The organism is Pseudogemmobacter faecipullorum, from assembly GCF_020539525.1.
GTDB lineage: Bacteria > Pseudomonadota > Alphaproteobacteria > Rhodobacterales > Rhodobacteraceae > Pseudogemmobacter > Pseudogemmobacter faecipullorum.
The window spans coordinates 141,728-165,274 of record NZ_JACDXX010000007.1 but is presented as its reverse complement, the minus strand read 5'-3'; the positions used below and the strand labels follow the sequence as shown (position 1 = coordinate 165,274).

At 64.3% G+C, this 23,547-nt stretch carries 24 protein-coding genes and 1 other RNA gene; 13 read left to right on the top strand and 12 right to left on the bottom strand.

The window, feature by feature from the left end:
- Positions 1-649: 649 nt before the first annotated feature.
- Together bmt and H0485_RS09550 are read right to left on the bottom strand one after the other, a co-directional pair.
- Positions 650-1,663, bottom strand: a complete 1,014-nt coding sequence (gene bmt / locus H0485_RS09555) for a betaine--homocysteine S-methyltransferase (RefSeq protein ID WP_226935142.1) — start codon at positions 1,661-1,663, stop codon at positions 650-652.
- 227 nt (positions 1,664-1,890) lie between these two features.
- Positions 1,891-2,205 (bottom strand): DUF1476 domain-containing protein, encoded by a 315-nt coding sequence (locus H0485_RS09550; RefSeq protein WP_226935141.1) that lies wholly within the window; start codon positions 2,203-2,205, stop codon positions 1,891-1,893.
- 282 nt (positions 2,206-2,487) lie between these two features.
- On the opposite strand from H0485_RS09550, the gene H0485_RS09545 reads away from it, so the two are divergent.
- Positions 2,488-3,270: a phosphoribosylaminoimidazolesuccinocarboxamide synthase gene (locus tag H0485_RS09545; protein ID WP_226935140.1), complete on the top strand. Its 783-nt coding sequence runs from the start codon at positions 2,488-2,490 to the stop codon at positions 3,268-3,270.
- A gap of 88 nt (positions 3,271-3,358) precedes the next feature.
- Positions 3,359-3,598 (top strand): phosphoribosylformylglycinamidine synthase subunit PurS, encoded by a 240-nt coding sequence (purS, locus tag H0485_RS09540; RefSeq protein WP_226935139.1) that lies wholly within the window; start codon positions 3,359-3,361, stop codon positions 3,596-3,598.
- A 172-nt stretch (positions 3,599-3,770) separates the two neighbouring features.
- Here the strand turns inward: purS and H0485_RS09535 are convergent, their stop codons facing one another.
- The 3 genes from H0485_RS09535 to H0485_RS09525 form a co-directional block, all read right to left on the bottom strand.
- Positions 3,771-5,138: a cytochrome P450 gene (locus H0485_RS09535; protein WP_226935138.1), complete on the bottom strand. Its 1,368-nt coding sequence runs from the start codon at positions 5,136-5,138 to the stop codon at positions 3,771-3,773.
- Positions 5,135-6,373, bottom strand: a complete 1,239-nt coding sequence (locus H0485_RS09530) for a hypothetical protein (RefSeq protein ID WP_226935196.1) — start codon at positions 6,371-6,373, stop codon at positions 5,135-5,137. Before H0485_RS09530 ends, H0485_RS09535 begins: the two co-directional genes overlap by 4 nt.
- A gap of 75 nt (positions 6,374-6,448) precedes the next feature.
- Positions 6,449-7,204 (bottom strand): cytochrome c biogenesis CcdA family protein, encoded by a 756-nt coding sequence (locus H0485_RS09525; RefSeq protein WP_226935137.1) that lies wholly within the window; start codon positions 7,202-7,204, stop codon positions 6,449-6,451.
- A gap of 101 nt (positions 7,205-7,305) precedes the next feature.
- Between H0485_RS09525 and H0485_RS09520 the strand changes: the two genes are divergently transcribed.
- Positions 7,306-7,542 (top strand): sulfurtransferase TusA family protein, encoded by a 237-nt coding sequence (locus tag H0485_RS09520; protein WP_226935136.1) that lies wholly within the window; start codon positions 7,306-7,308, stop codon positions 7,540-7,542.
- An 87-nt stretch (positions 7,543-7,629) separates the two neighbouring features.
- Here the strand turns inward: H0485_RS09520 and rnpB are convergent.
- The 5 genes from rnpB to gatC form a co-directional block, all read right to left on the bottom strand.
- Positions 7,630-8,028: RNase P RNA component class A (rnpB, locus tag H0485_RS09515), an RNA gene on the bottom strand.
- A 12-nt stretch (positions 8,029-8,040) separates the two neighbouring features.
- On the bottom strand, positions 8,041-8,718 hold the full coding sequence (locus H0485_RS09510; protein WP_226935135.1) for an N-acetylmuramoyl-L-alanine amidase: 678 nt from the start codon (positions 8,716-8,718) through the stop codon (positions 8,041-8,043).
- 9 nt (positions 8,719-8,727) lie between these two features.
- Positions 8,728-9,471 carry a hypothetical protein gene (locus H0485_RS09505; RefSeq protein WP_226935134.1) on the bottom strand — a complete coding sequence of 248 codons (744 nt, stop codon included), beginning with the start codon at positions 9,469-9,471 and terminating at the stop codon, positions 8,728-8,730.
- A gap of 112 nt (positions 9,472-9,583) precedes the next feature.
- Entirely contained in the window at positions 9,584-11,062 is a 1,479-nt protein-coding gene (gatA, locus tag H0485_RS09500; RefSeq protein ID WP_226935133.1) for an Asp-tRNA(Asn)/Glu-tRNA(Gln) amidotransferase subunit GatA, read from the bottom strand.
- Entirely contained in the window at positions 11,059-11,346 is a 288-nt protein-coding gene (gatC, locus tag H0485_RS09495) for an Asp-tRNA(Asn)/Glu-tRNA(Gln) amidotransferase subunit GatC (protein ID WP_226935132.1), read from the bottom strand. Before gatC ends, gatA begins: the two co-directional genes overlap by 4 nt.
- A 175-nt stretch (positions 11,347-11,521) precedes the next feature.
- On the opposite strand from gatC, the gene H0485_RS09490 reads away from it, so the two are divergent.
- Positions 11,522-12,217, top strand: a complete 696-nt coding sequence (locus tag H0485_RS09490; RefSeq protein ID WP_226935131.1) for a metal-dependent hydrolase — start codon at positions 11,522-11,524, stop codon at positions 12,215-12,217.
- Positions 12,218-12,304: 87 nt separating this feature from the next.
- Here the strand turns inward: H0485_RS09490 and H0485_RS09485 are convergent, their stop codons facing one another.
- Positions 12,305-12,778: a nucleoside deaminase gene (locus H0485_RS09485; protein WP_255613466.1), complete on the bottom strand. Its 474-nt coding sequence runs from the start codon at positions 12,776-12,778 to the stop codon at positions 12,305-12,307.
- An 88-nt stretch (positions 12,779-12,866) separates the two neighbouring features.
- Here H0485_RS09485 and H0485_RS09480 point away from each other — a divergent pair, with 88 nt between their 5' ends.
- From H0485_RS09480 to dtd, 9 genes are all read left to right on the top strand, one after another.
- Positions 12,867-14,534 carry a pseudouridine synthase gene (locus H0485_RS09480; RefSeq protein WP_226935130.1) on the top strand — a complete coding sequence of 556 codons (1,668 nt, stop codon included), beginning with the start codon at positions 12,867-12,869 and terminating at the stop codon, positions 14,532-14,534.
- A gap of 383 nt (positions 14,535-14,917) precedes the next feature.
- Positions 14,918-15,826: a 5-bromo-4-chloroindolyl phosphate hydrolysis family protein gene (locus H0485_RS09475; protein WP_226935129.1), complete on the top strand. Its 909-nt coding sequence runs from the start codon at positions 14,918-14,920 to the stop codon at positions 15,824-15,826.
- Positions 15,827-15,849: 23 nt separating this feature from the next.
- Positions 15,850-17,031, top strand: a complete 1,182-nt coding sequence (locus tag H0485_RS09470) for a toxic anion resistance protein (protein ID WP_226935128.1) — start codon at positions 15,850-15,852, stop codon at positions 17,029-17,031.
- Positions 17,032-17,040: 9 nt separating this feature from the next.
- Positions 17,041-18,000 carry a DUF2927 domain-containing protein gene (locus tag H0485_RS09465; RefSeq protein ID WP_255613464.1) on the top strand — a complete coding sequence of 320 codons (960 nt, stop codon included), beginning with the start codon at positions 17,041-17,043 and terminating at the stop codon, positions 17,998-18,000.
- 121 nt (positions 18,001-18,121) lie between these two features.
- On the top strand, positions 18,122-19,240 hold the full coding sequence (locus H0485_RS09460; protein WP_226935126.1) for an SPFH domain-containing protein: 1,119 nt from the start codon (positions 18,122-18,124) through the stop codon (positions 19,238-19,240).
- A 3-nt stretch (positions 19,241-19,243) separates the two neighbouring features.
- Positions 19,244-20,332 (top strand): TFIIB-type zinc ribbon-containing protein, encoded by a 1,089-nt coding sequence (locus H0485_RS09455; protein WP_226935125.1) that lies wholly within the window; start codon positions 19,244-19,246, stop codon positions 20,330-20,332.
- 118 nt (positions 20,333-20,450) lie between these two features.
- Entirely contained in the window at positions 20,451-21,431 is a 981-nt protein-coding gene (locus H0485_RS09450; protein ID WP_226935124.1) for a phosphoribosylaminoimidazolesuccinocarboxamide synthase, read from the top strand.
- A 61-nt stretch (positions 21,432-21,492) separates the two neighbouring features.
- Positions 21,493-22,419 (top strand): carbohydrate kinase family protein, encoded by a 927-nt coding sequence (locus H0485_RS09445; protein ID WP_226935123.1) that lies wholly within the window; start codon positions 21,493-21,495, stop codon positions 22,417-22,419.
- Positions 22,416-22,859: a D-aminoacyl-tRNA deacylase gene (gene dtd, locus H0485_RS09440; protein ID WP_226935122.1), complete on the top strand. Its 444-nt coding sequence runs from the start codon at positions 22,416-22,418 to the stop codon at positions 22,857-22,859. Before H0485_RS09445 ends, dtd begins: the two co-directional genes overlap by 4 nt.
- Positions 22,860-22,864: 5 nt before the next feature.
- On the opposite strand, the gene H0485_RS09435 is transcribed toward dtd, so the two are convergent.
- Positions 22,865-23,434, bottom strand: a complete 570-nt coding sequence (locus tag H0485_RS09435) for a hypothetical protein (protein ID WP_226935121.1) — start codon at positions 23,432-23,434, stop codon at positions 22,865-22,867.
- Positions 23,435-23,547 lie beyond the last annotated feature (113 nt).

The window sequence follows — 23,547 nt, the reverse complement described above, 5'->3', positions numbered from 1 at the left end:
CCTGGAGACCCGGATGTCGGCCATTGTCAGGCCTTGCCGCCTGACAGGCCCACAGGCTGTCGCGCTGGATTGGTCAGCCAGGCAGTCTCAGACAGTCTGATATTTCAGCGCTGAGGCCTGACGCCCGCCACAGACCAGGTGATGCGGCTGGCCCATCATAGCCCCTGCTCTCACAAATGCGCGGCATCCGCCCGAAGCAGGCTAAATCCGACAAAGCCCCCGCCCCCAATCAGGGGAGAAGCCCGCGCCCCGGTGTCAGCAAGACCCTTGCTTTGCCTTTATATAGCCGGGCAAATTTCACGCAAAACAGTTCGGCGCTACAGAGGGACCGCGCCCCGGTTCAGCTATCGCTGCGATGCGCTTGCTGCTCCATATAGCTTCTACTGTCACAAGGCGGCGCGCACGCCCCGCCCTACAGGCTGCAAGGCCAGCCGCGCTTCTGACCATGTCCCGGGCCTTACTGCCCCCGCTCCGGACACAGTCTGCAGACCGCAGTCAATCCCGCCGCTGAAAACCTGGCCCGCAGCTCGCCAGCATCCCGATCAGGCGCGAAAGCGCGAGGCTGATGCAGCGGTGGCCGGACACGCTGCCCGGTCCGCCATAAGATCCGCGGGTGCTGGCCTGTCAGACAGGGTGCCCGCAGCAGGGCTCAGCCGCGACGGCCGCGACGCTCGCGCTTTGGCGGGGCATCATCGCCGGTGCCATCCGAGGCCGAAGAAAAGGCGCCCAGCTTTGCCGCAATCTCTTCCAGCGAGGGGGCCGGTCCGGGCGGTGTCTCCTCCAGCGCCCGGCGCATGGCGCGCAGATGTTCGGGCATGGTGCCACAGCAGCCACCGATAATCCGCGCCCCCGCGTCGCGCGCCAGAACCGCATAGCTGCCCATCAGCGCGGGCGTGCCATCATAGTGAATATGCCCGTCGTGATATTTCGGGATCCCGGCATTGCCCTTGGCCACCACCGGCACAGCGCTGCCCGTGGCGACAAAACCCATCACCGTGCGCAGCAGATCCGAGGCGCCAACGCCACAATTGGCGCCAAAGGCCAACGGCGGGCGGGCCATTTTGCCGACCAGCGCCGCCATCGAGGCCGAGGTCACGCCCATCATCGTCCGCCCGGCGGTGTCAAAGCTCATCGTGCCGACCCAGGGCATATCGGCCCGCTCTGCCGCCTCGGCCGCGGCCAGATATTCCTCGGGGGCCGAGATCGTCTCTACCCAGAGCACATCAGCCCCGCCCGCTTTCAGCCCCTCGGCCTGTTCGTGGAACATCTCAACCGCCAGGGCATGGGTCAGCGTGCCCATCGGCTCAAAAATATCGCCGGTTGGCCCGACCGAGCCCGCCACCACCACTTTGCGGCCCGAGGCATCGGCAATCTCGCGCCCCAGCGCCGCCCCGACCCGGTTCAGCTCATGCACACGGCTCTGCGCATTATGCAGCTTCAGCCGCGAGGCATTGCCGCCAAAAGTATTGGTCAGGAAAATATCCGAACCCGCCTCGACAGCATTGCGATAGAGGCTGCGGATATTGTCCGGCCGGTCAACATTCCAGAATTCCGGCGGCTCACCGGATTCGAGACCCATGTTGAAAAGATTGGTGCCGGTCGCCCCATCGGCCATCAGCCAGTCCCGCTCGCTCAGCAGCTGGCTCAATGCATCCTTGCTCATCACAACAGCCTCTCTCTGGCAGCCGGAGCTGCTCTGTCCCGCTTTGGAGAATTTAGTCGCATGGGGGGCAGTGCAGCACAACGCGAAATCCGTCAGCTCAGGCCCCAGGTTGCCCTCCCGACCCACGCGCGCCTAGGCGCCGCCGCCGCTTCCTGCGCGGCGGCTGGGCCCATCCGTACCGCGCCGCGCAGCACCGGCCCCGCCCGGCGACGCGGCGCGCAGCTTGTTCAGACCTCGCCCAGCAGCTGTGCCTTGGCCTCGACCAGCAGTTCGGCCATTTTTGCGCGGATCTGCGCATCCGAGGCCCGCTCGCCCAGATCCGCGGTCAGTTTGCGCAGCACATCGCCGTCGCCCGCCTCTTCAAAATCAGCGGCGACCACTTCAAGCGCATAGGCCTGGGCCTCAGCATCGGATTTCCCCAGAAGCCCGGCAGCCCAGAGCCCGGCCAGCTTGTTTCGCCGCGCTTCGGCGCGGAACTGCATTTCACTGTCATGGGCAAATTTTGCTTCAAAAGCATTTTCGCGATCGTCAAAAAGGGTCATCTCTCGCTCCGGTTCACTAGGCAGTCCCGAAATATATGAGCACGCCCGGGCGCGGCTGCAAGATAAAGCCGCCGCCCTGTACTGCGACCGGGGCTCTGCGGCCTGGAATGTTATGCCCGCGCCGGGCTGAGCGGAGAGGGCCACACCGGCCACTCAGCTGCGACCTGAAGACCCGCCAGCCGTGCCGCGCTTGCGAAGGCCGCGCCTCTCGGCTATCAGGCCCCGAGGCAGCAGGACGGCGGTTCTTGCGGCCCCTATGCTTATTTCCGCTCAGAGGCATCGATGGCACGTCGCAAGAAGGTCTATGAGGGCAAAGCCAAGATCCTCTTTGAAGGTCCGGAACCGGGCACGCTGATCCAGTATTACAAGGATGACGAGGCCTCAAAGGCCGATGGCCTGACCAGCACGGCCAATGTTGCGCCGATCTCGGTCGCTTCGGAAGGCAAAGGCGTGCTGAACAACCGCCTGTCTGAATTCTTCATGACCGGGCTGAACAATATCGGTGTGCCGACGCATTTCATGCGCCGCCTGAATATGCGCGAGCAGCTGGTGCGGATGGTCGAGATCATCCCGGTTGAGGTTGTGGTGCGCAATTTCGCCGCCGGTGGCATTTCCAACCGCCTCGGCATTCCCGAAGGTATGGCCCTGCCGCGCCCGATCGTTGAATATTATTTCAAGGATGACAAACTCGGCAATCCGATGGTGTCGGAAGAGCATATCATCGCCTTTGGCTGGGCCGCCCAGCAGGATCTCGATGATATGATCGCCCTCGCTTTGCGGGTGAATGATTTCCTCTCAGGCGTCATGCTCGGTGTGGGCGTGCGGCTGATGGATTTCCGCCTCGAGATCGGCCGGATCTGGGAGGGCGATTATATGCGCCTGATGATCGCCGATGAGATCAGCCCCGATTCGATGCGGCTCTGGGATCTGCGTCAGGCCGAGCGCGCTGATGGCACCGTACCCGAGCCCGGACCGATGGCGGATGTCTATGCGGAACTGGCGCGCCGCATCGGGGTTCTGCCCTCGAATGTGACCCATCCGGCGAAAGCCTCGCTGATCAACTGACCCTGAGCTGCCGCCCCATATTGCCCCGGCCGCCTCGCGGGGCTATCAGGGCGGCAATCTGCAATTCCACTGCCCCGGAGGCCGCCCCATGAAAGCCCGCGTCACCGTCATGCTGAAAAACGGCGTTCTCGACCCTCAGGGTGAGGCCATCCGCCATGCGCTCGGCACGCTGGGCTTTGCCGGCGTCGAAGGCGTGCGTCAGGGCAAGGTCATCGAGCTGGACCTGAGCGCCACCGATAAAGCCGCCGCCGAGACCGAAGTCAAAGCAATGTGCGAAAAGATGCTCGCCAATACCGTGATCGAAAGCTACCGCGTCGAGATCCTCTGAGCTCGCCGCTTTTCTAAGACCGCGCCGGGGGGCGCTGCCCCCCGATGCGCCTTTGCAGGCGCCTCTCCGCCCCGGGATATTTCCTGAAGGGGAATAGAACGGCGCAGCGCCCTTCCCCCCTTTTTTCCGATATCCGCTGGTGAACCGGCAGGCGGCCTGAACGCGGCTCGCGCTACCCGCGCGCTGTCACGCGCAGCCTGATCCCCTCTTTCGCCCGGACCGTCAGATGCGCCACCGGCACCGGATCCCGGCCAGGGATGCGCTCAAAGCGGAAGGCACGCGCCAGCAGCGCCAGCAGCAGCACCCCTTCGATCATGGCAAATCCTGCCCCCGGACAGACCCGCGTGCCCTGCGAGAAAGGCATATAGGCCTCGCGCGCCGAGGCGCGGCCCCCTGCGGTTTGCCAGCGCTCCGGACAGAAAGCATCGGGCTGATCCCAGAGCCGCTCATGGCGCTGCAGATGCCAGGGCGAGAGCACCACCTGCGCCCCGGGCCTGACATTGCGGGTGCGGAACTGCTCGGGGCAGCGGTTTTCGCGCACCATCATCGGCACCGGCGGATACAGGCGAAGCGCCTCGCGGAATACATCACGGGTATAGCGCAGCCGGCTGACGGCGCTGAAATCCGGGGCCTCGCCCAGATCTGCCGCCTCGGCTGCCACCCGCTGCTGCACTTCGGGATAAAGCGCCAGCAGATAGAGCGACCAGGCCAGAGCCGAGGCGCTGGTCTCATGCCCGGCGAGGAAGAAAATCGCCACCTGATCGACCATTTCGCCAGGGCTGAAACGCGCGCCGGTCAGCGGATCGGGCGTGGTCATGATCTTCGTCGCCAGATCATCAGGCGCCCGGCCCGCCGTGATCAGCCCGGCCCGCGCTTCGGTCAGCCGGGTGATCAGCGCCCGGATCTGCCGCGCCGCCTTGCGGGTGCGGCTGCGGTGCAGGCGCGGAAACCAGCGCGGCAGCGGCAGAAAGGCGGCGAGGTTCAGGATCGGCTGGCTGCGCTGATAGGCGCGGAACTGCTCAAACACTTCCGTTGCCAGCGCATCTTCGATCGGGATCGAGAACAGGGTGCGGAAAATCACATCCGCTGCCGCATGCGACATTTCGGCCTCGACCTCGATCTCCCCCCCGGCCAGGCGCTGCATCCGCGCCACCGCCGCCTCGCCCGCCGCCAGCATGGCCGGATAGCTGTCTTTCAGCCGCCCGCCTTCAAAAGCCGGATCAATGATACGGCGCTGCCGCTTCCAGGTCTCGCCATTGGTGACAAAGACCGACTGGCCCAGCAAAGGCTCAAGCCCGGCGCTGATACGGTCCGATTTCGGAAAATCATCGGGCCGCTGTTTCAGCACCAGATCCAGCAGTTTTGGATCATTGCACAGATATGAGCGGAAAAACGGCGTGCGGAACTCGGCCATCCAGGCCCGATAGAGCCGCGCAGGCTGGGCCGAGAGGATATCGCGCCGGAACAGCCGCAGATAGGTCAGCAGCGAAACCCTGTCGGCCCGTACCGGGGGTTTCGGCGGCATCGGGCAGCCGTTCATGGTGCCAGATCCTGATAGCGGTTCAGCAAAGCCTCCTTGCGGCTGCGCGAGGGCTGGCGCGCCCCGAGCCGGGCCGCAAGGCTCAAAGGCCCGGCAGTGATGCGGAAATAATCATAATCATCCACCCTGCCCGGCAGCTGATCAAAGGCGCAGAGATACTGGAAATGCAGCCGGAACCAGCGCCAGCGCAAAGCCTGCCAGCGCGCCGGGCTCAGCGTCCGGGTGAAAGCCGCGGAAAGCACCAGCGGCCAGCGCCTGCCCTCTGGCACAGGCACCGAGACCGAAACCGGGTCACAAAGCGCGAAGGAACAGCCATCGCCCGGGGCGCTGACATCGATCCAGGTCAGGTCCTGTGAGGATGCGAGAAACTGCAGATCCGCGCGCAGCCGCTGCGCCTTCGGCAGATATGAGACCATCGGCACCACCTGACCCAGCGAGAGAAAAGACAGCTCCCGCCCCGGCCTGGCAGGGCACTCGCGCAAAAGATCGGCCAGAACCGAGACCCCGAGATAGGCCCCCGAGGAATGGCCCACCACCAGCACCTCATCGGCGGGATCCGCCTCTTCGAGAGCGGCGCGAATGCGGGCGCAAAACGCCGCGAGCCGCGCTTCCAGCGCCCTGGGATAGGCGCCGTAATGCTGCGCCGACCAGGCGTAATCATGCATCAGATACCAGGCAAAGACCCTGTTATCCTTGGCGCGAAACCAGCGCAGCACCAGCCAGAGCACCAGCGGCGCGGCGAGCAGCCCCGCCAGCCGGTGCAGAAGACTGCCCAGCACCATCCCCGCCCCTGCCGCCAGCGCCAGCGCGAGCAGCAGCTGCAACAGCAAAAACAGCACCGGATAGAGCGCGGCAATGGTCGGCCCCTTGCGCAGCCGGGTCAGCCGCCACAAAGCGCCGGTGCTGAGATAGATCCAGGCGGTGCGCAGCAGCTGCGCATAGGTCGCAGCAATGCTGTCGGACATGCTGGCTTTGACGATATCCGACCAGACCAGCACCTCGATCCAGCTTTCGCAGACCGCCCCCTCAATGCTGGCCGTAACCTGCCAGCCATAACGGTCATCTTTCGGCGAGGGTCGCAGCGCGATCTCATAGCCGCAAAGCCGGGCCTGTTCGGCGCCTTCCTTGCGGTAAAGCTCGCGGTAGCGGCGTGGATGAAAGGGATCATAACCCGGAAGATAGAACACCCGGCGACGGCGGATCCGCTGACCGCCCTCTATCCCTTCCGCCGCCATTGCCTCGCCTGCTGACACCAGATTCCCCGCATTGCCGCGGGCCAGTCTAGCGGAAATTCCGGCAGAAATAAGGGATTAACCCGGCAGCGGGATGCCAAGTGCGGTAAAGATCTCTACCAGCCACCAGCTGAAATCGGTGAAAGCGCCGGTCAGCATCATCACGCCCACGATCAGCAGCAGCCCGCCCATGGCGCGCTCGATCCATTTCATATGGCGTTTAAGCCGGTTCATCACCGAAATCGCCCGGGTGATGAACAGAGCCGAGAGCAGGAACGGCAGTCCAAGCCCCACGGCATAGATGCCGAGCAGGAAGGTACCGCGTGAGACTGACCCCTCCTGGGCGGCAAGGCTGAGAATGGTGCCAAGCTGCGGCCCGATACAGGGCGTCCAGCCTGCGGCAAAGGCCAGGCCAAGCACGAAAGCGCCAAAGGCCGATCCGCCCTGATCCCCGGCATCCACCCTGATATCGCGGTCGAGCATCGGAATGCGGAACAGGCCCAGAAAATGCAGGCCGAAAACAATGATCACCCCCCCGGCGATCTGCGCGAACAGCACCTGATTTTGCAGGAAAAACGCCCCGAAGGCCGAGGCGGTGAAGCCCAGCAGCAGGAAAATGACCGACAGGCCCAGCACGAAGAACAAAGCCGGCAGCAATACGCGGCGCCACGCCTTGCCCTCGCGCATCTCGCCCATCGAGATCCCGCTCATATAGGCCAGATAGGGCGGCACCACCGGCAGAACGCAGGGCGACAGAAAGGACAGGATACCCGCCACCAGGGCGACGAGGCTGGCAGGTCCAAGCCCTGCGTCGAAGAGATCAATGCCAAACATATGCCGCTTCTAGCCGCTCGGGCGGCGCGCGTCATCTCCCGGGCACTCACATTGCCGGGATAGCTCTGTCACAAATCGCCGCAACCGGCTATCACCCCGGCATGGAACCGGAAATCACCCTTGAGATTGATGCCGAAGGGCTCCTTTGCCCGCTGCCGGTGCTGCGCGCGCGCAAAAAGCTGCTGGCCCTGCGCCCCGGCGAGGTGCTGGCCATCCGCACCACCGATGCCATGGCGCAGATTGATCTTCCGCATTTCTGCGCCCAGTCCGGCCATGCCTATCTGGGCGCCACCACCTCAGGCAGCGTCACCCGTCACCTGTTGCGCCGCGGGCTCTGATTTCATCTGTCCCTAAATATCCCGGGGGAGAGGCGCCATGGCGCCCCGGGGGCAGCGCCCCCTTTTTTCAGACCCCGAAAGTCTTAATTGCGCGGATGGCCTGTAAGCCGGATTCTGTCCCGGGACTGACGTCCCATAGATGACCATTCCTCTGGTCCCACCGTTACCGGGGGGATCTGGCTGCCAACCCGGACCTCTCGGGCTGAAGCTCCCTGCGGCGATATCGGACGGATCCGATCATGCCCCGCGCGAGGTCCCTATTCGGCATTGCTCCGGGCGGGGCTTGCCTTGCCATTCCTGTTACCAGGACCGCGGTGGTCTCTTACTCCACCGTTTCACCCTTACCTGCAAAATTGCAGGCGGTCTCTTCTCTGTTGCGCTTTCCCTCGGGTTACCCCGGCCGGGAGTTACCCGGCGCCCTTTCTTCATGGAGTCCGGACTTTCCTCGACAGGCTTAACACCCGCCGCGGTCATCCGGCCATCCGCGCGAGGCGGGACTTAGGCCCCTGCCCCTGCCACGTCAACGTCAAATCGTGCCAGGGCCGCGGCAAGCGCGAGATCGGCCGGCGCAAGCGGGCCGGTGGCACTCTGACGCCAGCGCAGCCGGAAGGCCTGCAGAAGATCACCGTCACCGGCCCCGGGCGCATAGCCGATCCGGCAGGCAAGGCGGCGAAAATCATCGCCGGGTTCAGGCGCAACCGGAATGGGGCGGGCAAGGGCCAGGCCCTGACGCTCCAGCCGCTGCCAGTCGAAATGCAGACCGGGATCAATTTTGCGCCCCGGAGCAATATCGGAATGCGCCAGAACCCCCGCCGGAGCGATGTTCCAGCGCGTCATAATCCCGCCCAGCAGCTGTTCCAGCGCCGCCATCTGCGGCTCGGGGAAAGGGGCGCGGGCATTATTTGCCAGCTCAATGCCGATCGAATGGCTGTTGATATCATCGCGGCCCCGCCAGAAGGACTGGCCCGCATGCCAGGCGCGCTGCGCCTCATCAACCAGAGCCTCGGCCGCGCCCTGTTCAGAAATCAGCCAATGCGCCGAAACCTCGGCCAGCGGATCGCAAAGCCGGGCCCGGGCCGCCTCGCAGCTTTGCATGGCGGTATAATGGATCACGATCAGCGAGGGGCGGTGCCCGCCGCGCCGCGCGGTGAAATTCGGCGAAAGAAAGCCCGTCACCGGGACGCCTTACTGCAGCGCGGTGCGGAACGGGCGCGGATCCCAGCCACAGGCGAAGCCGTCACCATCGGGATCAAGGCCGTTACGGTCCTTATCCGGGCCGCCGCGTGCGAGGAAATCCTGCTGCGCCAGATCGGGCGAGGCATAGCGGGCGCAGGCCGCCGTCGCATCCCTGGCGCGACCACGTTTATACATCTGCACGCCCGGCGCATGGGTGGTGGCAAGGGCGAACTGCACGATATTCGGGCCGCTTTCGCCCTGACGCACCGGGATCGCCCCGGGCTGGACCACGACATATTCCGACCGGTTGCGGGCAATACGCTGCGCATCCGACTCAATGGTTTCGCGGGATGCAACGGCGTTAAAGTCATTCTCATCCGAGATCCCCGGATTGGAATGGATCACTTCGCCATTCTCAACCTTAATCCCAGCCGGAGCATCGCCGCGCGGACGGATGCCGGTATTCGCAGGCGGCAGGCCAGCCATCGGCGCGGCCATCGGCGGGGTGGTGAGCGGGGCAGAAACGCCTTCGGCGCGGTCAATGGCCGCCGCTGCGGCTGCCGGGTCAAAGCCGGTCGGGGCTGCGGCTGCGGGGGCGGCGCTGACGCCCGCCGGGCTGCTGCCGGAATAGCTGTTACGGATATAGGAATTATAATCCTGGAAGCCGACGCCCGCCCCGGAATCCGGGACCGAGGGCGCACATGCAGCAACGAAGGCACAAAGGCTCAGCAGGCTCAGCGGGCGGGCAGTCATTCGGGGGCCTCATCAGAGAACAGGCAAGGCCCCCGGAGCTGATCATCCCGGGCAGAGAGACGAATCCCTGCCCGGTCTCAGCCCGCTCAGGCCAGCGACATTTCGCTGGCGATTACCACCATTTTTGCGGCTTGGCTACAAATCCTGCCGCCTGCTCCAGCACATAGGCGTGATTGAGAAGCCCGGCCTCATCCCAGGGACGACCGATCAGCTGCAGCCCCATCGGCAGGCCGTCGCGGTTCAGCGCCACCGGCACCTGAACCCCGGGCAGACCGGCGAGGTTCAGCGTCACGGTGAAAACGTCATTGAGATACATTTCCACCGGATCGGCCGAGCCCTGCTCGCCCAGACCAAAGGCCGCCGAAGGCGTGGTCGGGGCAAGGATCGCATCAACCCCCGCCTCAAAGGCCAGTTCAAAATCACGCTTGATCAGCGCGCGCACTTTACGGGCCCGGTTGTAATAGGCGTCATAGAAGCCCGCCGAGAGCACATAGGTGCCGAGCATGATCCGGCGCTGCACTTCCGGGCCAAAGCCCTCGGCGCGGGTCTTCTCATACATCTCGGTAATGCCATCGCCCGGCCCGAGTTTGGCGCGGTGACCATAGCGCACCCCGTCATAGCGGGCGAGGTTCGACGAGGCCTCGGCGGGCGCGATCACATAATAGGCCGGCAGAGCATATTTGCTGTGCGGCAGGCTGATTTCGCGAATCTCAGCCCCGGCGGCGCGCAGCATCTCAATGCCTTTGTCCCAGAGCGCCGAAACCTCTTCATTCAGCCCGTCGAGCCGGTATTCTTTCGGAATACCAATGACCTTGCCACGGATATCGCCGGTCAGAGCCGCCTCAAAATCCGGCACTGCGATATCGGCGCTGGTCGAATCTTTCGGGTCATGCCCGGCCATCGACTGCAGGAAGATCGCCGCATCGCCCACGGTCTTGGTCATCGGACCAGCCTGATCGAGCGAGGAAGCATAGGCGATAATGCCCCAGCGCGACACGCGGCCATAGGTCGGCTTGATGCCGACAATGCCGGTGAAGGCGGCGGGCTGGCGGATCGAGCCGCCGGTATCGGTGCCGGTCGCCGCGATGCAGAGATCGCCTGCCACCGCCGCCGCCGAGCCACCCGAAGAGCCGCCCGGGGTCAGCTTGCGCTCATCGATCTTCCAGGGGTTCACCGCCGGGCCATAGACCGAGCTTTCATTGGAGGAGCCCATCGCGAACTCATCCATATTCAGCTTGCCCAGCATGACCGCGCCATCGGCGAACAGCTTCGAGGTCACGGTGGATTCATATTCAGGCTTAAAGCCCTTCAGAATGCCCGAAGCCGCCTGCGAGCCGACACCTTTGGTGCAGAACAGGTCTTTGATCCCCAGAGGAATACCGCAGAGCGAGGGCGCATCCCCCTGTTTCAGCCTTGCATCCGCCGCCCGCGCCTGTTCCAGCGCGATTTCCGGGGTTTTATGGACAAAGGCGCCCAGAGCCTCCCCCGCATCCATCGCGGTGAGGCAGGACATGGTCAGATCGACGGCAGAAATCTCGCCCTTGCGCAAAGCGTCGCGGGCTTTTTCGATCGTCCAGGTATTCGCGCTCATTCCACCACCTTCGGCACGGCAAAGAAGCCTTCGCGGGCTTCGGGGGCGTTTTTCAGGACTTCAGCCTGAAGATTGCCATCGGTCACAACATCCTGACGCCGCTTGAGGCGCATTGGCGTGACCGAGACCATCGGCTCGATTCCGTCAACGTCAACCTCGTTCAGCTGCTCCATAAAGGTCAGGATGCCAGACAGTTCACGTGCAAGCGCCGGCAGCGCTTCCTCCTCGACGCGGATACGGGCGAGTTTCGCCACTTTCCGCGCGGTATCGATGTCAATCGACATGGGCAGACCCTCTGAAAGCTTTGGCTTCGTTTAGCTTCCACCGTCCCGGGGCGCAAGGCCAGGCCTGGCGCCAGCCGGGGTCAGGACAGCAGTCCCGCAGGAAAAACACCTGGATTCCTGTAACAAAGCGCGGTTATTCTCCGCCCCTCTTAGAATTATGTTGCAGGAGAGCGTGATGAAAATCATCTGGTTGGGCCATTCCGGGTTTCGGATTGAGATTGAAGACGCTGTCCTGCTGATCGACCCCTGGCTCACCGGCAATCCGGTCTTTCCCGCCGCGCGCCGCGCCGAAGCCATCAAAGGCGCGACCCATATTCTGCTGACCCATGCCCATGGCGATCATGCCGCAGATGCGGCGGCGCTGTCGCAGGAGCTTTCGGTGCCGGTTGCCTGCATTCATGAAGCTTCGGTGTTTTTGCAGGGCCAGGGCGCCGAGGTGATCGGCTTTGGCAAAGGTGGCACCATCAGCTGCGGCGGTGCAAAGGTGACCATGGTCAATGCCAGCCATTCGGCCTCGATCGACTTTGGCGATAAGGGGCTGCTGCCCGCCGGTTCGGCGGCGGGCTTTATGATCGCGGGCGAGGGCCAGGTGATCTATGTCTCGGGCGATACCGATATCATGGCCGATATGGCCTGGATGGGAGAGCTGCATCAGCCGGGTATCGGCATTCTCTCCGCCGGGGGGCATTACACCATGGATATGGCGCGCGCGGCCTGGGCGGCGCGGAAATATTTCAACTTCCGCACCATTATTCCCTGCCATTACAAAACCTTCCCGCTGCTGGCGCAGAATGCCGATGCCCTGCGCGCCGGGCTGCAGCCGGGCGTCGAGGTGATCGAGCCGGAAGTGCTGCAGGTGATCGAACTCTGAGCGCTGCCCCCGCCTGCCCCCGCTGCCTGCCCCGGACTGATCCTTTCGGACCCGGGGCAGGCAGGGAGGGGGCAGGCAGGGGGCGTTTCAGAATCCCTCGCGCGGCTCACGGCGCGCGGCAAAAAACCGCGTCAGCAGCGCCGAGGCCTCGCGCTCGCCCACCCCGTCGATGACCTCCGGGCGGTGATGGCACTGGCTGTGGCTGAACAGGCGCGGCCCGACCGAGACTCCGCCGGATTTCGGATCATCCGCGCCATAGACCAGCCGCGCGATCCGGGCCGCACCGATCACCGCCGCGCACATCGGGCAGGGTTCCAGCGTGACATAAAGCACATGGCCCGGCAGGCGCTCGGATTTCAGCGCGGCGCAGGCGGCGCGGATCACCAGCATCTCGGCATGGGCGCTGGGGTCAGAAAACTCGCGGGTGCGGTTTCCGGCACGCGCCAGCACCTCGCCCCCGGGCGAGACCAGCACCGCACCAACCGGAACCTCGCCCCGGGCTGCGGCCATTTGCGCCTCTTCCAGCGCCAGATCCATGTAAGAGCGGAAAACCACCCGCATTGCCCTTTCATCAGCCGTGAAATATTATATCCGATCCGGAGGCAGAGGCGCCCCCGGGGTTGGCCACCCCGTGCCAAGGATCAATACCATGGCACCGAAAGACAAACCGTTTTCCGCCGACAGCCGCAAGACCGCTGTCCCGGCCAGCAACAAAACCACCGCTCATGAAGGCGAGCGCATCGCCAAAGTACTGTCACGCCGGGGCATTGCCTCGCGCCGCGATGCCGAGCGGCTGATCGAGACCGGCGAAGTCCGCGTCAATGGCAAGATCATCACCAGCCCGGCGCTGAATGTGACCGCCAGCGACAGAATCGTGGTCTCGGGCCGCCCGCTGCCTGCCGAAGAACCGGCGCGGCTGTGGCTTTACTATAAGCCCGAGGGCCTGGTGACCTCGGCCTCGGATGAAAAAGGCCGCGACACCGTTTTTGACCATCTGCCCGAAGATATGCCGCGGGTGATGTCGGTTGGCCGGCTCGACCTGAATTCCGAAGGTCTGCTGCTGCTGACCAATGATGGCGAGCTCAAGCGCCGGCTGGAGCTGCCCTCGACCGGCTGGCTGCGCAAATACCGCGTCCGGGTCAATGGCACGGCCGATGATCTGCGCCTGCAGATTCTGCGCGAGGGCATCACCATCGACGGCGAGAAATTCAAGCCGATGCAGGTAACGATTGACCGCCAGCAGGGCGCCAATGCCTGGCTGACCGTGGGCCTGCGCGAGGGCAAAAACCGCGAGATCCGCCGCGCGATGAATGAGATCGGCCTCTATGTGAACCGGCTGATCCGCGTCTCCTATGGCCCGTTCCGTCTGGGCGAGCTGCGCCCGGGTGAGGTGGAAGAGGTCAAGGCCCGGGTGTTGCGCGACCAGCTCGGCGAGCAGCTGAGCGATGTGGCGCCCGAGCCGCTCGAGGCCACCCCCTCCCGCCCTGCTGCGCCGCGCGGCGCGTCTGGCCCGAAATCCGCCGCGCCGCGCCCGCGTCGTGAGGCCGCTGGCGAGAGCGGCGCAGAGGCCAGACGTCCGGCCCGCAGCCCTAATACTGGCACTGGCACTGGTACTGGCAGCAGCCGGACCCCTTCCCGCGCCCCGGCCCGCGAAGGCGATGGCCTGCGCACGCTGTCGCGCAGCTGGAGCGAGGCCACCACGCCACGCCCGGGCCCGAAGGTCCGGGTCAGCCATAGCGGCGCGGCCAAACGCGCCGGGCGCGGCGATACTTATATGGGCGAAAGCGCCTCGGCGGAGCGCAGCTACAACGAAACTGGCGCGCCTTCGCGGGGCCGCAGCCCCGCCGCTTCGCGCGGTGAGGCCCCCTCCTATGGTCGCCGCTCCTCCGGCCCTGCCAGCGCAGACAGCAAGGCTCCGGCCCGCCGCAGCCCGGGCTTTGCAGCTGAGACCAGCGCCCGCCCCGCCGCGCGTGGCCGGGACAGCGACAGCCGCGAGGCCGAGCGTGGCGCGGGAAAGGGCTTTGCCGGCGGCAAGAGTTTCGGCGCGAATAAAACCTTCGCTTCCGCCGCCCGCGGTTCGGATCCGGCCAGCAAGGCTCCGGGCGCAAAAGCCCCGGCCCGGCGTGGCCCGGGCTTTGCCGGCAGCGACAGGCCCGCCGCAGGCGGCCGCGACAGCGAGAGCGCAGCCGGCGGGCGCAGCTTCGGGGCAAAGCCTGGTGCCGCACCGCGCAGCAGCCGCCCCGGCAGCGAAAGCCGCAGCGACAGGCCGCGCAGCCCCTCGGGCAAACCAGGCCCGAAACGCCCGCCACGGGGCTGAGCCAGGCCCTGAAATCTTCCGCTCCGGGGAGAGAGATCTTCCCGGAGCGCGCCGCCTGGCCGCAGCACCAGCCCGGTTCTGCCAGGGCGACAACCCGCAGCGCGCTCTGCCCGATCCGGCCGGGCACTTTTCTCCCTCTCCCCCACCTCTGACGGCGCCGCACAGCAGTCCGGGTGCGGCGGTCCTACGGTCCGGGCGCAAACCTTCGGCGAATTGATCGCAATCGCGCCCGGCTCTGTTGGCAAGTCGCTGAAATTCAGGTTAGGTTCGCTCTGCACGCCCCTGAACCGGAAGCTGTCAATGTCCCCATCCGGCCTTCGCACCCTGTCGCTTGCGCTGCTGATCGCGCTGATTTTCTATGTATCCGGCTCGGGAGGCATGTAATGGCAGCACAGCGTTTTGGCGGCAAATACAGCCCCGGTGGTCCCTCCGGCGATCTGCCTGGTGGCCAGCCGCGCGCCCCGATCCCGCGTGCCACCCCCGGCAAACAAAAGCCAAAGGGCAGCTGGCGCGCCACGCTGCTGTTTCTGACCGCCTTCACCTTCCTCTTTCCCGCCTTTGGCGAAGAGCCTGACGCCATGCTGCTCAGCCTGCTGGCCGGGGGGATGCTGATCCTGTCAGGCTGGCTGACCCGCGAGGGGATGAAGGCGCGCGAGGCCTTTGAGGCAAGGCGTGCCGCGCGCCGCCCGGCGATCCCGCGTATTCTGTTCGGCGCGGTGGCCACCGGCGCGGCTTTGTTCACCGGCGGGCTGATCGGCTATGGCATCTCGGCCTATCCGCTGCTGTTCGCGGCGGCGGGCGCGGCTTTGCATCTCGGCGCCTTTGGCTTTGACCCGATGCGCGATAAGGGGATGGAAGGTATCGACCGCTATCAGACCGAGCGGGTCGCGCGCACGCTCGCCGAGGCTGAAAAGATCCTCGCCCAGATGAAAGATGCCATACTGCGCGCCCGCGACCGCCGGCTCGAAGCCCGGGTCGATCAGTTCATCAGCCAGGCCCGCGGGCTGATGGAGCGGGTCGAGCAGGATCCCGGCGATCTGACCGCCGCGCGCAAATATCTTTCGGTCTATCTGGAGGGGGCGCGCGATGCGACGATCAAATTCGCCGATCTCTGGGCCGCCCGCCCTGACCCTGAGGCGCGCGCCACCTATGAGGCGCTGCTCAACGACCTGGAAACCACCTTTGCCTCGCGCTCTGAGCGGCTTTTGGGCAATGATCGCGACAGTCTCGACATTGAGATTGAAGTTTTGCGCGACCGGCTGAAATTTGAGACACCCCTGCCCCGGCAATAACCGCTTTTAGTGAGAGATCCGTTATGACCACCGAGAACACCCGCACGGAAGCCGCCGCATTGCTGGCGGAAGTGGAAAAAGTCTCTGCTGCGATCCTGCCCGAGCCTACGGGCGAAGTGGTGGCGCTGGACCAGGCCGCGCCCGATAAAGCGGCGGCAATTGAAAAGCGCATGGGCGAGCTGGATCTCTCGAACACCCAGTCGATCATCTCCTTCGGCTCCTCGGCCCAGGCCGAGCTGCAGGTGATCAGCCAGGAAATGCTGCAGGATGTGAAGAATAAGGATCTCGGCCCGGCCGGGGATTCGTTGCGCAAAATGGTCTCGACCATCCGCGGCTTCTCGACCGATGAGCTGGATTTGCGCCGCGAAACCTCATGGTGGGAGCGCCTGCTGGGCCGCGCGGCGCCTTTCGCGGAATTCGTCGCCAAATATGAGGATGTGCAGGATCAGATTGATAAGGTCACCGGCGAACTGCTGGGCCATGAGACCAGATTGCTGAAAGACATCAAATCGCTGGATCTGCTCTATGCCAAGACCCTCGATTTCTACAATGAGCTGGCGCTCTATATCTCGGCCGGTGAGGCCAAGCTGAAAGAAGTCGACAGCGTGACCATCCCGGCGCGCGAGGCTGCGGTGGCCGCTGCCGCCGAGAATGATCAGGTGCTGCGCGCCCAGGAGCTGCGCGATCTGCGCGCCGCGCGCGATGATCTGGAGCGCCGGGTGCATGATCTGAAGCTGACGCGCCAGGTGACGATGCAGTCGCTGCCCTCGATCCGTCTGGTCCAGGAAAACGACAAATCGCTGGTCACCAAGATCAATTCGACCCTCGTCAATACCGTGCCGCTCTGGGAGACCCAGCTGGCCCAGGCGGTGACCATCCAGCGCTCACGCGAGGCGGCCGGATCGATCCGCGATGCCAATGATCTGACCAATCAGCTGCTGGAATCCAATTCGAAGAACCTCCAGGAGGCCAACCGCACCGTGCGGCAGGAAATGGAGCGCGGCGTCTTTGACATCGAAACGGTGAAACGCGCCAATGACACGCTGATCGCCACCATCAATGAAAGCCTCGCCATCGCGGATGAGGGCAAGGCACGCCGTGCGGCTGCCGAGGAGGAGCTGGTGAAGATGGAGGCTGAACTGCGCGATACTCTTGCCTCGGCCCGGGCGCGCGAGATCAGATCCGCTGCCGCTCCGCAGGCCTGAGCCCGCTCTATGCGCCGAGGACGGCCCCCGCGCCCGCGCCTGATCCCCGTTGCCCTGCTGGCGGCGGGGCTGATGGCGGCATGTGTGCCGAAATCTCCGCCGGCGGGCGAGCGGATGACACCGCCGCCGCCGCGCCCCGAACGCCCCCAGGCCCCAAGCCCGGTCAGCCCCAGAAGCGCTGCTGCCAGCGCCTATTATGCCGAGATCCAGCGCTCGCTGCTGGCCCAGGGGCTGCTGCGCACCGATGGCGGCGGGCCTGATACCCCCTTTGATGACCGGCATCTGGCCGAGAACTTCATCCGCATCGCGCTTTATGACGAATATTCGCGCCAGAACGGGCTGTTCACCCGGGGCGAGACCAGTTCGACCCTGCGCCGCTGGGAGCAGCCGATCCGTTTCCGCATTATTTTTGGCGATTCGGTGCCACCCGAGCGCCGCGCCACCGACCGGGCGCGGATCGCTTCCTATCTCGCGCGGCTGTCGCAGCTGACCGGACATCCGATCAGCCTGGTCGAACAGGGCGGCAATTTCACCTTTTATATGGTCTCGGAGGATGAGCGCGAGGCGCTTGGTCCGGCGCTTAAGCGCGATATGCCGGGGCTGAGCCCGCGCGATATTGCCGATGTCACCGCCATGGCCCCGACCACCTATTGCATGGTCTATGCCCTTTCCGAGGGAAATTCGGGCCGCTACAGCCGCGCCCTGGCGGTGGTGCGTGCCGAACATCCCGATCTGCTGCGCCAGTCCTGCATTCATGAAGAGATCGCCCAGGGGCTGGGCCTTGCCAATGACAGCCCGCGCGCCCGCCCCTCGATCTTCAATGATGATGAGGAATTCGCTTTGCTCACCCGCCAGGATGAGCTTTTGCTGAAAATGCTCTACAGCCCGGATCTGCGCACCGGGATGACCGAGGCCGAAGCCGTGCCGGTCGTGCGCCGCCTGGCGCGACAATGGCTGGGCGGGGCCTGACAGTTTTTTTTATAGGGCTGCTCTTCACAGCGCCGCCCTCCCGGTTATCTTAAGAGCTGACGGGCGGGGCGCGCGAGATCCTGACCGCGGCGGGCAAGCATCAGTAAAAAGGCTGCACAGCATGGTCTTCGATTTCCTCAGGGGCGAATTCATCGATGTCATCTCCTGGCTTGATGACACGCGCGACACCATGGTCTGGCGCTTTGAGCGGCGCGGCCAGGCGATCAAAATGGGGGCCAAGCTGACGGTGCGCGAGGGCCAGGCGGCGGTCTTCATCCATGAGGGTCAGCTTGCCGATGTCTTCGGCCCCGGTCTCTATCAGCTTGAGACCAATAATATGCCGATCATGACCACGCTGCAGCACTGGGACCATGGTTTCCAGTCGCCGTTCCAGTCCGAGGTCTATTTCGTCTCGACCACCCGCTTTAACGACCAGAAATGGGGCACGAAAAACCCGATCATGGCGCGCGATCCGGAATTCGGCCCGGTGCGGCTGCGCGCCTTCGGCACCTATACGATGCGGATCACCGATCCCGGTAAATTCATGACCGAGATCGTCGGCACCGATGGCGAATTCACCACCGATGAAGTGTCGAACCAGATCCGCAATATGATCGTTCAGGCGGCAAGCCAGGCCCTGGCCTCCTCGGGGATTCCGGTGCTGGATATGGCCGCGAATACCGAAGATCTGGGCAAGGTCATCGCCCAGGCCATCGCGCCGAAAGTCGCGGAATACGGGCTGTCGATCCCGGAATTCTACATCGAGAACATAAGCCTGCCCGAAGAGGTGGAAAAGGCGCTCGACCGGCGCACCTCGATGGGCGTGGTCGGTGATCTGAATAAATATATGCAGTTCCAGTCGGCCGAGGCGATGGGCAACCCCGCTTCAGGCGCAGGCTCGGCCATGGCCACCGGCGCCGGAATGGCGATGGGCATGGGCATGGCGCAGAATATGGGCCCCTGGGGCGCCCAGCCGGCACAGCAGCCCGCACAGCAGGCTCCGGCAGCTGCCGCTCCGCCGCCTCCCCCCGCCCCTGGCCGGGAATGGCATCTGGCCGAGAATGGCGCCACGAAAGGCCCCTATGGCGAGGCGCAGCTGCAGGGCCTGATCGGCTCGGGCCAGCTGACGCGTGCCACCCTTGTCTGGTCCGCCGGGATGGAGGGCTGGAAGCCTGCTGCTGAGACCGGGCTGGCGCCGCTCTTTGCCAATGTCCCGCCGCCGCTGCCGCCTGCGCTCTGATCCATGGCTTCGTCTGGTTTTCACCGCTGGCCCTGCAGCGAATGCGGCGCGCAGCTGCGTTTTGCTCCCGGGCAATATGAGTTGCGCTGCGATCACTGTGGCAATCTGCAGCAGCTGCCCGAGGCCGCGCCGGAAGAAAATGACGCCGCGCTGACCGAGCATGATCTGGCGCGCGGCCTTGCCGATAATCTGCCCGGGGCGGAGATGGAGCTGGTGCGCACCTCCCGCTGCACCTCCTGCGGGGCGCTGATCGAATTTCAGGGCGCCACCCATGCCACCGAATGCCCCTTCTGTGCCACGCCGGTGGTCACCGGCACCGGTGAGACCCGGCAGATCAAACCCCAGGCCCTGGTGCCCTTTGTCTGTTCCGAGCGGCAGGCCCGCGAGCAGCTGGTGAAATGGCTGGGCAGCCTGTGGTTCGCGCCGAATAAGCTGCTGCAATATACCCGGCGCGGCCGGGCGATGAACGGCGTCTATGTGCCCTATTGGACCTTTGATGCCGAGACCCGCTCGCGCTATACCGGCCAGCGTGGCGATGCCTATTATGAGACCCGCACCGTGGTGATCGACGGCAAGCGTCAGTCGCGTCAGGAGCGTAAGATCCGCTGGTCGCATGCCTCAGGCCGGGTGGCGCGGGATTTTGATGATGTGCTGGTGCTGGGTTCGCTCAGCCTGCCAGAACGCTATGCCAATGCGCTTGAGCCCTGGGATCTGGGCGCACTCCTGCCCTATAGCCCCGATTATCTCGCCGGTTTCACTGCCGAGGGCTATACTGTGGCGCTGGCCGATGCCGAGCCCCGCTCAAAACAGCTGATGGCACAGGTGATTGCCGGGGATGTGCGCCACGACATCGGCGGCGATGAGCAGCGGATCTCTTCGGTCGAAACCGATTACCGGGGCGAGACCTTCAAGCATATCCTGCTGCCGGTCTGGATGGCGGCCTATAAATACAACGGTAAAAGCTATCGCTTTCTGGTCAATGGCCAGACCGGTGAGGTTCAGGGCGAGCGGCCCTGGTCGGTCTGGAAGATCACTTTTGCCACCATTGCCCTGGCGATTATTCTGGCGGGCGTATTCTACGCAACCAAATAGCCTCAGCGGCCCCTCTGCGGGCCGCTCATGCCCGCCTCTGGCCGCCTTCCGCCGTTGACACTCGCGCCCCCCGCGCTCATAGCAACCGCGCACCTAACCCGTCAGAGCAGGGCAAACCATGCAGATCGACCTCTCCCGCCGTCTTCCCGATGCGAAAATCCCGGAGCTGCCCTCCCCCTATTTCGGAAAAGTGCGTGATTGCTATGATCTGCCCGCCGATGCCGAATTCCCCAATGGCCGCCGCATCCTGATCTCATCGGACCGGATCTCGGCCTTTGACATCATCCTTGCGGTGATCCCCTGGAAGGGCCAGGTGCTGACCCAGGTGGCGCGCTGGTGGTTTGACCGCACCGCCGATATCTGCCCCAACCATGTCACCGCCTATCCCGATGCCAATGCGGTGATCGGCAGGCGGGTTGAGATCCTGCCGGTTGAGGTCGTGGTACGCGGCTATCTGGCCGGAACCACCTCCACCTCAGTGCTGACCCAGTATAAGGCGGGCAAGCGCGAGATGTATGGCCATGTGCTGCCCGAGGGTCTGCGCGATAATGCGGCCCTGCCCGAGGCGATCATCACCCCCACCTCGAAAGCCTTTGACGGCGGCCATGACGAGCCGCTGACGGCGGAAGAGATCGTCTCGCAGGGCCTGCTGACCCAGGCGCAATGGGATGAAGTCTCGGATAAAGCCCTGAAACTATTTGCTTTCGGCCAGAAGGTCGCGGCAGAGCGCGGGTTGATCCTGGTCGATACCAAATATGAATTCGGTCTCGATGAGCATGGCAATATCCTGCTGGCCGATGAGATCCATACTCCCGACAGCAGCCGCTACTGGATTGCCGATGGCTATCAGCAAGCGCTGGAGAACGGCACCCGCCCGCCCTCTTTCGATAAGGATGTGATCCGCTCCTGGGTCGCCTCGCGCTGCGATCCCTATAAGGATCCGATCCCCGAAATCCCGGATGAGATGATCGCTCAGACCGCTGGCATCTATATCGAGGCCTATGAGCGGATCACCGGCGAGAAATTTGTGCCGGATATGTCGGGCGCCACCCCGCTTGAACGCCTGCGCGCCAATCTGGCGCCCTACTTCACCGCCTGAAGCTGCGTTTGCGCTAACATAAGCGGGCGTCTAGTCTCACCTCAGATTTCTGGAGCGTGTGATGATTCTCTGCTGTGGTGAAGCCCTGATCGATATGTTGCCCCGCCTTTCCACCGAAGGCGAGGCAGCCTTTGCCCCCAAAGCCGGGGGCGCGGTGTTCAATACCGCCATTGCCCTTGGCCGCCTCGGGGAAGAGGTCAGCTTCTTCTCGGGGGTCTCGACCGATATGCTGGGCGAGATCCTTGTCGGGACGCTGAGCGCCTCACAGGTCGATACCGCTCTTCTCGCCCGTTCCAACCGCCCGACCACCGTGGCTTTTGTGAAACTGGTCAATGGTCAGGCCAGCTATGCTTTCTATGATGAGGCCAGCGCCGGGCGGCTGCTGAGCGCGGCTGACCTGCCCGCGCTGACCGAAAAGACCCGCGCTTTGTTCTTCGGTGGCATCTCTTTGGTGAATGATCCTGCTGCCTCGGCCTATGAGGCGCTGCTGAACCGCGAGGCCGATAGCCGGCTGATCATGCTCGACCCCAATATCCGCCCCGGATTCCTCGTCGGAAAAGAGGCGGATTACCGCGCCCGGATCGACCGGATGATCGCAAAGGCCGATATTGTGAAACTCTCGGATGAGGATCTGCACTGGCTGGAGGGCGAGGGCCGGATTGCCGATCTGGCCCAGGGCATCCTCGCACGCGGGCCTGAACTGGTGCTGATCACCGAAGGCGCGAAGGGGGCCACGGCCTTCAGCGCCCGGGGCGGCGCCCGCCAGCGCCCCGCCCCTGTGGTCAGCGTTGCCGATACGGTGGGTGCAGGCGACACCTTTAACGCGGGCTTTCTGGCCGGGCTGTCGCGCGCCGGCAAAGCGGATAAGGCCGGGCTCAGCCAGCTCAGCCCGGAAGAGCTGGATGCCTGCCTTGATCTGGGCATCCGCGCTGCAGCCATTACCGTCTCGCGCGCCGGCGCCAATCCCCCCTGGAAGCATGAAATATGAGAGCAGTTCTGCAACGTATCACCGAGGCCCGGGTCGAGGTTGGCGGTGAGGTGGTGGGCCGCTCAGGCCCGGGGCTGATGATCCTGATCTGCGCCATGCAGGGCGACAGCATGGCGACGGCCGAAAAGGTGGCTGCCAAAATCGCTAAAATGCGCATCTTCCGCGACGATCAGGATAAGATGAACCTCTCGGTGAAAGACATTGGCGGCACGGCGCTGGTGATCAGCCAGTTCACCCTCGCCGCCGATCTGCGCGGCAACCGCCCCGGCTTTTCCACCGCCTGCGGCCCTGAGGAGGGCAAAGCGCTTTACGAGCATTTCGCCGAAAGTCTGGCCCGCGAAGGCGTGCCGAATGAGCGCGGCATTTTCGGCGCCGATATGGCAGTCAGCCTGACCAATGACGGGCCGGTCACCATCTGGATCGACAGTGACCGGCTCTGACCGCTTCACTTAAACGGGTTTGACGGCGCCGGGCTGGCGCTGCCCGTGCCGGTGCCGGTGCCGGTGCCGGAACTGCCCGAAATCGCATTGCCGCATTCCAGCAGTTTATCGATCGAGGCGCGCGAGCCTGCGAGCGAGTAATTCTGCACATCCTTGCCATCTTTCGCCCGCAGATAGAGCTTGCTGCCCTGAGCGATTTCCATGACGAAATTCACCGCAGCATCATTGTCGGGCAGGTTAAATTCGACCGAATTCTGGCTCAGCCGCGCATTGGTCAGATCCCAGCGCTCACGTTTATCGATCTGCAGCTGCAGATCAGCGAACTGCTCGGCGCCAAAGGCCCAGGAGGTTGAGAAGAACTGCAGCTGGATCGAGCCATTCTGGAAGATCCAGATCGAAAAGCTCTCGCGGTCTGAGCCGACAATCGCGCGACAGCCGATCTCGCCATCATCCCAGCCGTGGATATCGACTTTCCAGTTTTTATGCTCAAACAAAACATCGGTTTCATAGGCCGATGCGGGCAGGGACAGCCCGGCTGTGATCAGAAAAGCTGCACAAAAGCCGCGAAACCACATATTAAAATTCCTTTCTCACACTGGCGTCAGAGTGCTGTGAAAGCCGGAAACAGGCAAATGAAAACTCCCGTCATCTTTCGACAACGGGAGCCCTGGCCCCAAAGCGGCCCATG

Bases quoted from the DNA above. Each gene is read 5' to 3' on its own strand.
- bmt (WP_226935142.1), bottom strand. From the start codon at position 1,663: ATGAGCAAGGATGCATTGAGCCAGCTGCTGAGCGAGCGGGACTGGCTG.
- H0485_RS09550 (WP_226935141.1), bottom strand. From the start codon at position 2,205: ATGACCCTTTTTGACGATCGCGAAAATGCTTTTGAAGCAAAATTTGCC.
- H0485_RS09545 (WP_226935140.1), top strand. From the start codon at position 2,488: ATGGCACGTCGCAAGAAGGTCTATGAGGGCAAAGCCAAGATCCTCTTT.
- purS (WP_226935139.1), top strand. From the start codon at position 3,359: ATGAAAGCCCGCGTCACCGTCATGCTGAAAAACGGCGTTCTCGACCCT.
- H0485_RS09535 (WP_226935138.1), bottom strand. From the start codon at position 5,138: ATGAACGGCTGCCCGATGCCGCCGAAACCCCCGGTACGGGCCGACAGG.
- H0485_RS09530 (WP_226935196.1), bottom strand. From the start codon at position 6,373: ATGGCGGCGGAAGGGATAGAGGGCGGTCAGCGGATCCGCCGTCGCCGG.
- H0485_RS09525 (WP_226935137.1), bottom strand. From the start codon at position 7,204: ATGTTTGGCATTGATCTCTTCGACGCAGGGCTTGGACCTGCCAGCCTC.
- H0485_RS09520 (WP_226935136.1), top strand. From the start codon at position 7,306: ATGGAACCGGAAATCACCCTTGAGATTGATGCCGAAGGGCTCCTTTGC.
- H0485_RS09505 (WP_226935134.1), bottom strand. From the start codon at position 9,471: ATGACTGCCCGCCCGCTGAGCCTGCTGAGCCTTTGTGCCTTCGTTGCT.
- gatA (WP_226935133.1), bottom strand. From the start codon at position 11,062: ATGAGCGCGAATACCTGGACGATCGAAAAAGCCCGCGACGCTTTGCGC.
- gatC (WP_226935132.1), bottom strand. From the start codon at position 11,346: ATGTCGATTGACATCGATACCGCGCGGAAAGTGGCGAAACTCGCCCGT.
- H0485_RS09490 (WP_226935131.1), top strand. From the start codon at position 11,522: ATGAAAATCATCTGGTTGGGCCATTCCGGGTTTCGGATTGAGATTGAA.
- H0485_RS09485 (WP_255613466.1), bottom strand. From the start codon at position 12,778: ATGCGGGTGGTTTTCCGCTCTTACATGGATCTGGCGCTGGAAGAGGCG.
- H0485_RS09480 (WP_226935130.1), top strand. From the start codon at position 12,867: ATGGCACCGAAAGACAAACCGTTTTCCGCCGACAGCCGCAAGACCGCT.
- H0485_RS09475 (WP_226935129.1), top strand. From the start codon at position 14,918: ATGGCAGCACAGCGTTTTGGCGGCAAATACAGCCCCGGTGGTCCCTCC.
- H0485_RS09470 (WP_226935128.1), top strand. From the start codon at position 15,850: ATGACCACCGAGAACACCCGCACGGAAGCCGCCGCATTGCTGGCGGAA.
- H0485_RS09465 (WP_255613464.1), top strand. From the start codon at position 17,041: ATGCGCCGAGGACGGCCCCCGCGCCCGCGCCTGATCCCCGTTGCCCTG.
- H0485_RS09460 (WP_226935126.1), top strand. From the start codon at position 18,122: ATGGTCTTCGATTTCCTCAGGGGCGAATTCATCGATGTCATCTCCTGG.
- H0485_RS09455 (WP_226935125.1), top strand. From the start codon at position 19,244: ATGGCTTCGTCTGGTTTTCACCGCTGGCCCTGCAGCGAATGCGGCGCG.
- H0485_RS09450 (WP_226935124.1), top strand. From the start codon at position 20,451: ATGCAGATCGACCTCTCCCGCCGTCTTCCCGATGCGAAAATCCCGGAG.
- H0485_RS09445 (WP_226935123.1), top strand. From the start codon at position 21,493: ATGATTCTCTGCTGTGGTGAAGCCCTGATCGATATGTTGCCCCGCCTT.
- dtd (WP_226935122.1), top strand. From the start codon at position 22,416: ATGAGAGCAGTTCTGCAACGTATCACCGAGGCCCGGGTCGAGGTTGGC.
- H0485_RS09435 (WP_226935121.1), bottom strand. From the start codon at position 23,434: ATGTGGTTTCGCGGCTTTTGTGCAGCTTTTCTGATCACAGCCGGGCTG.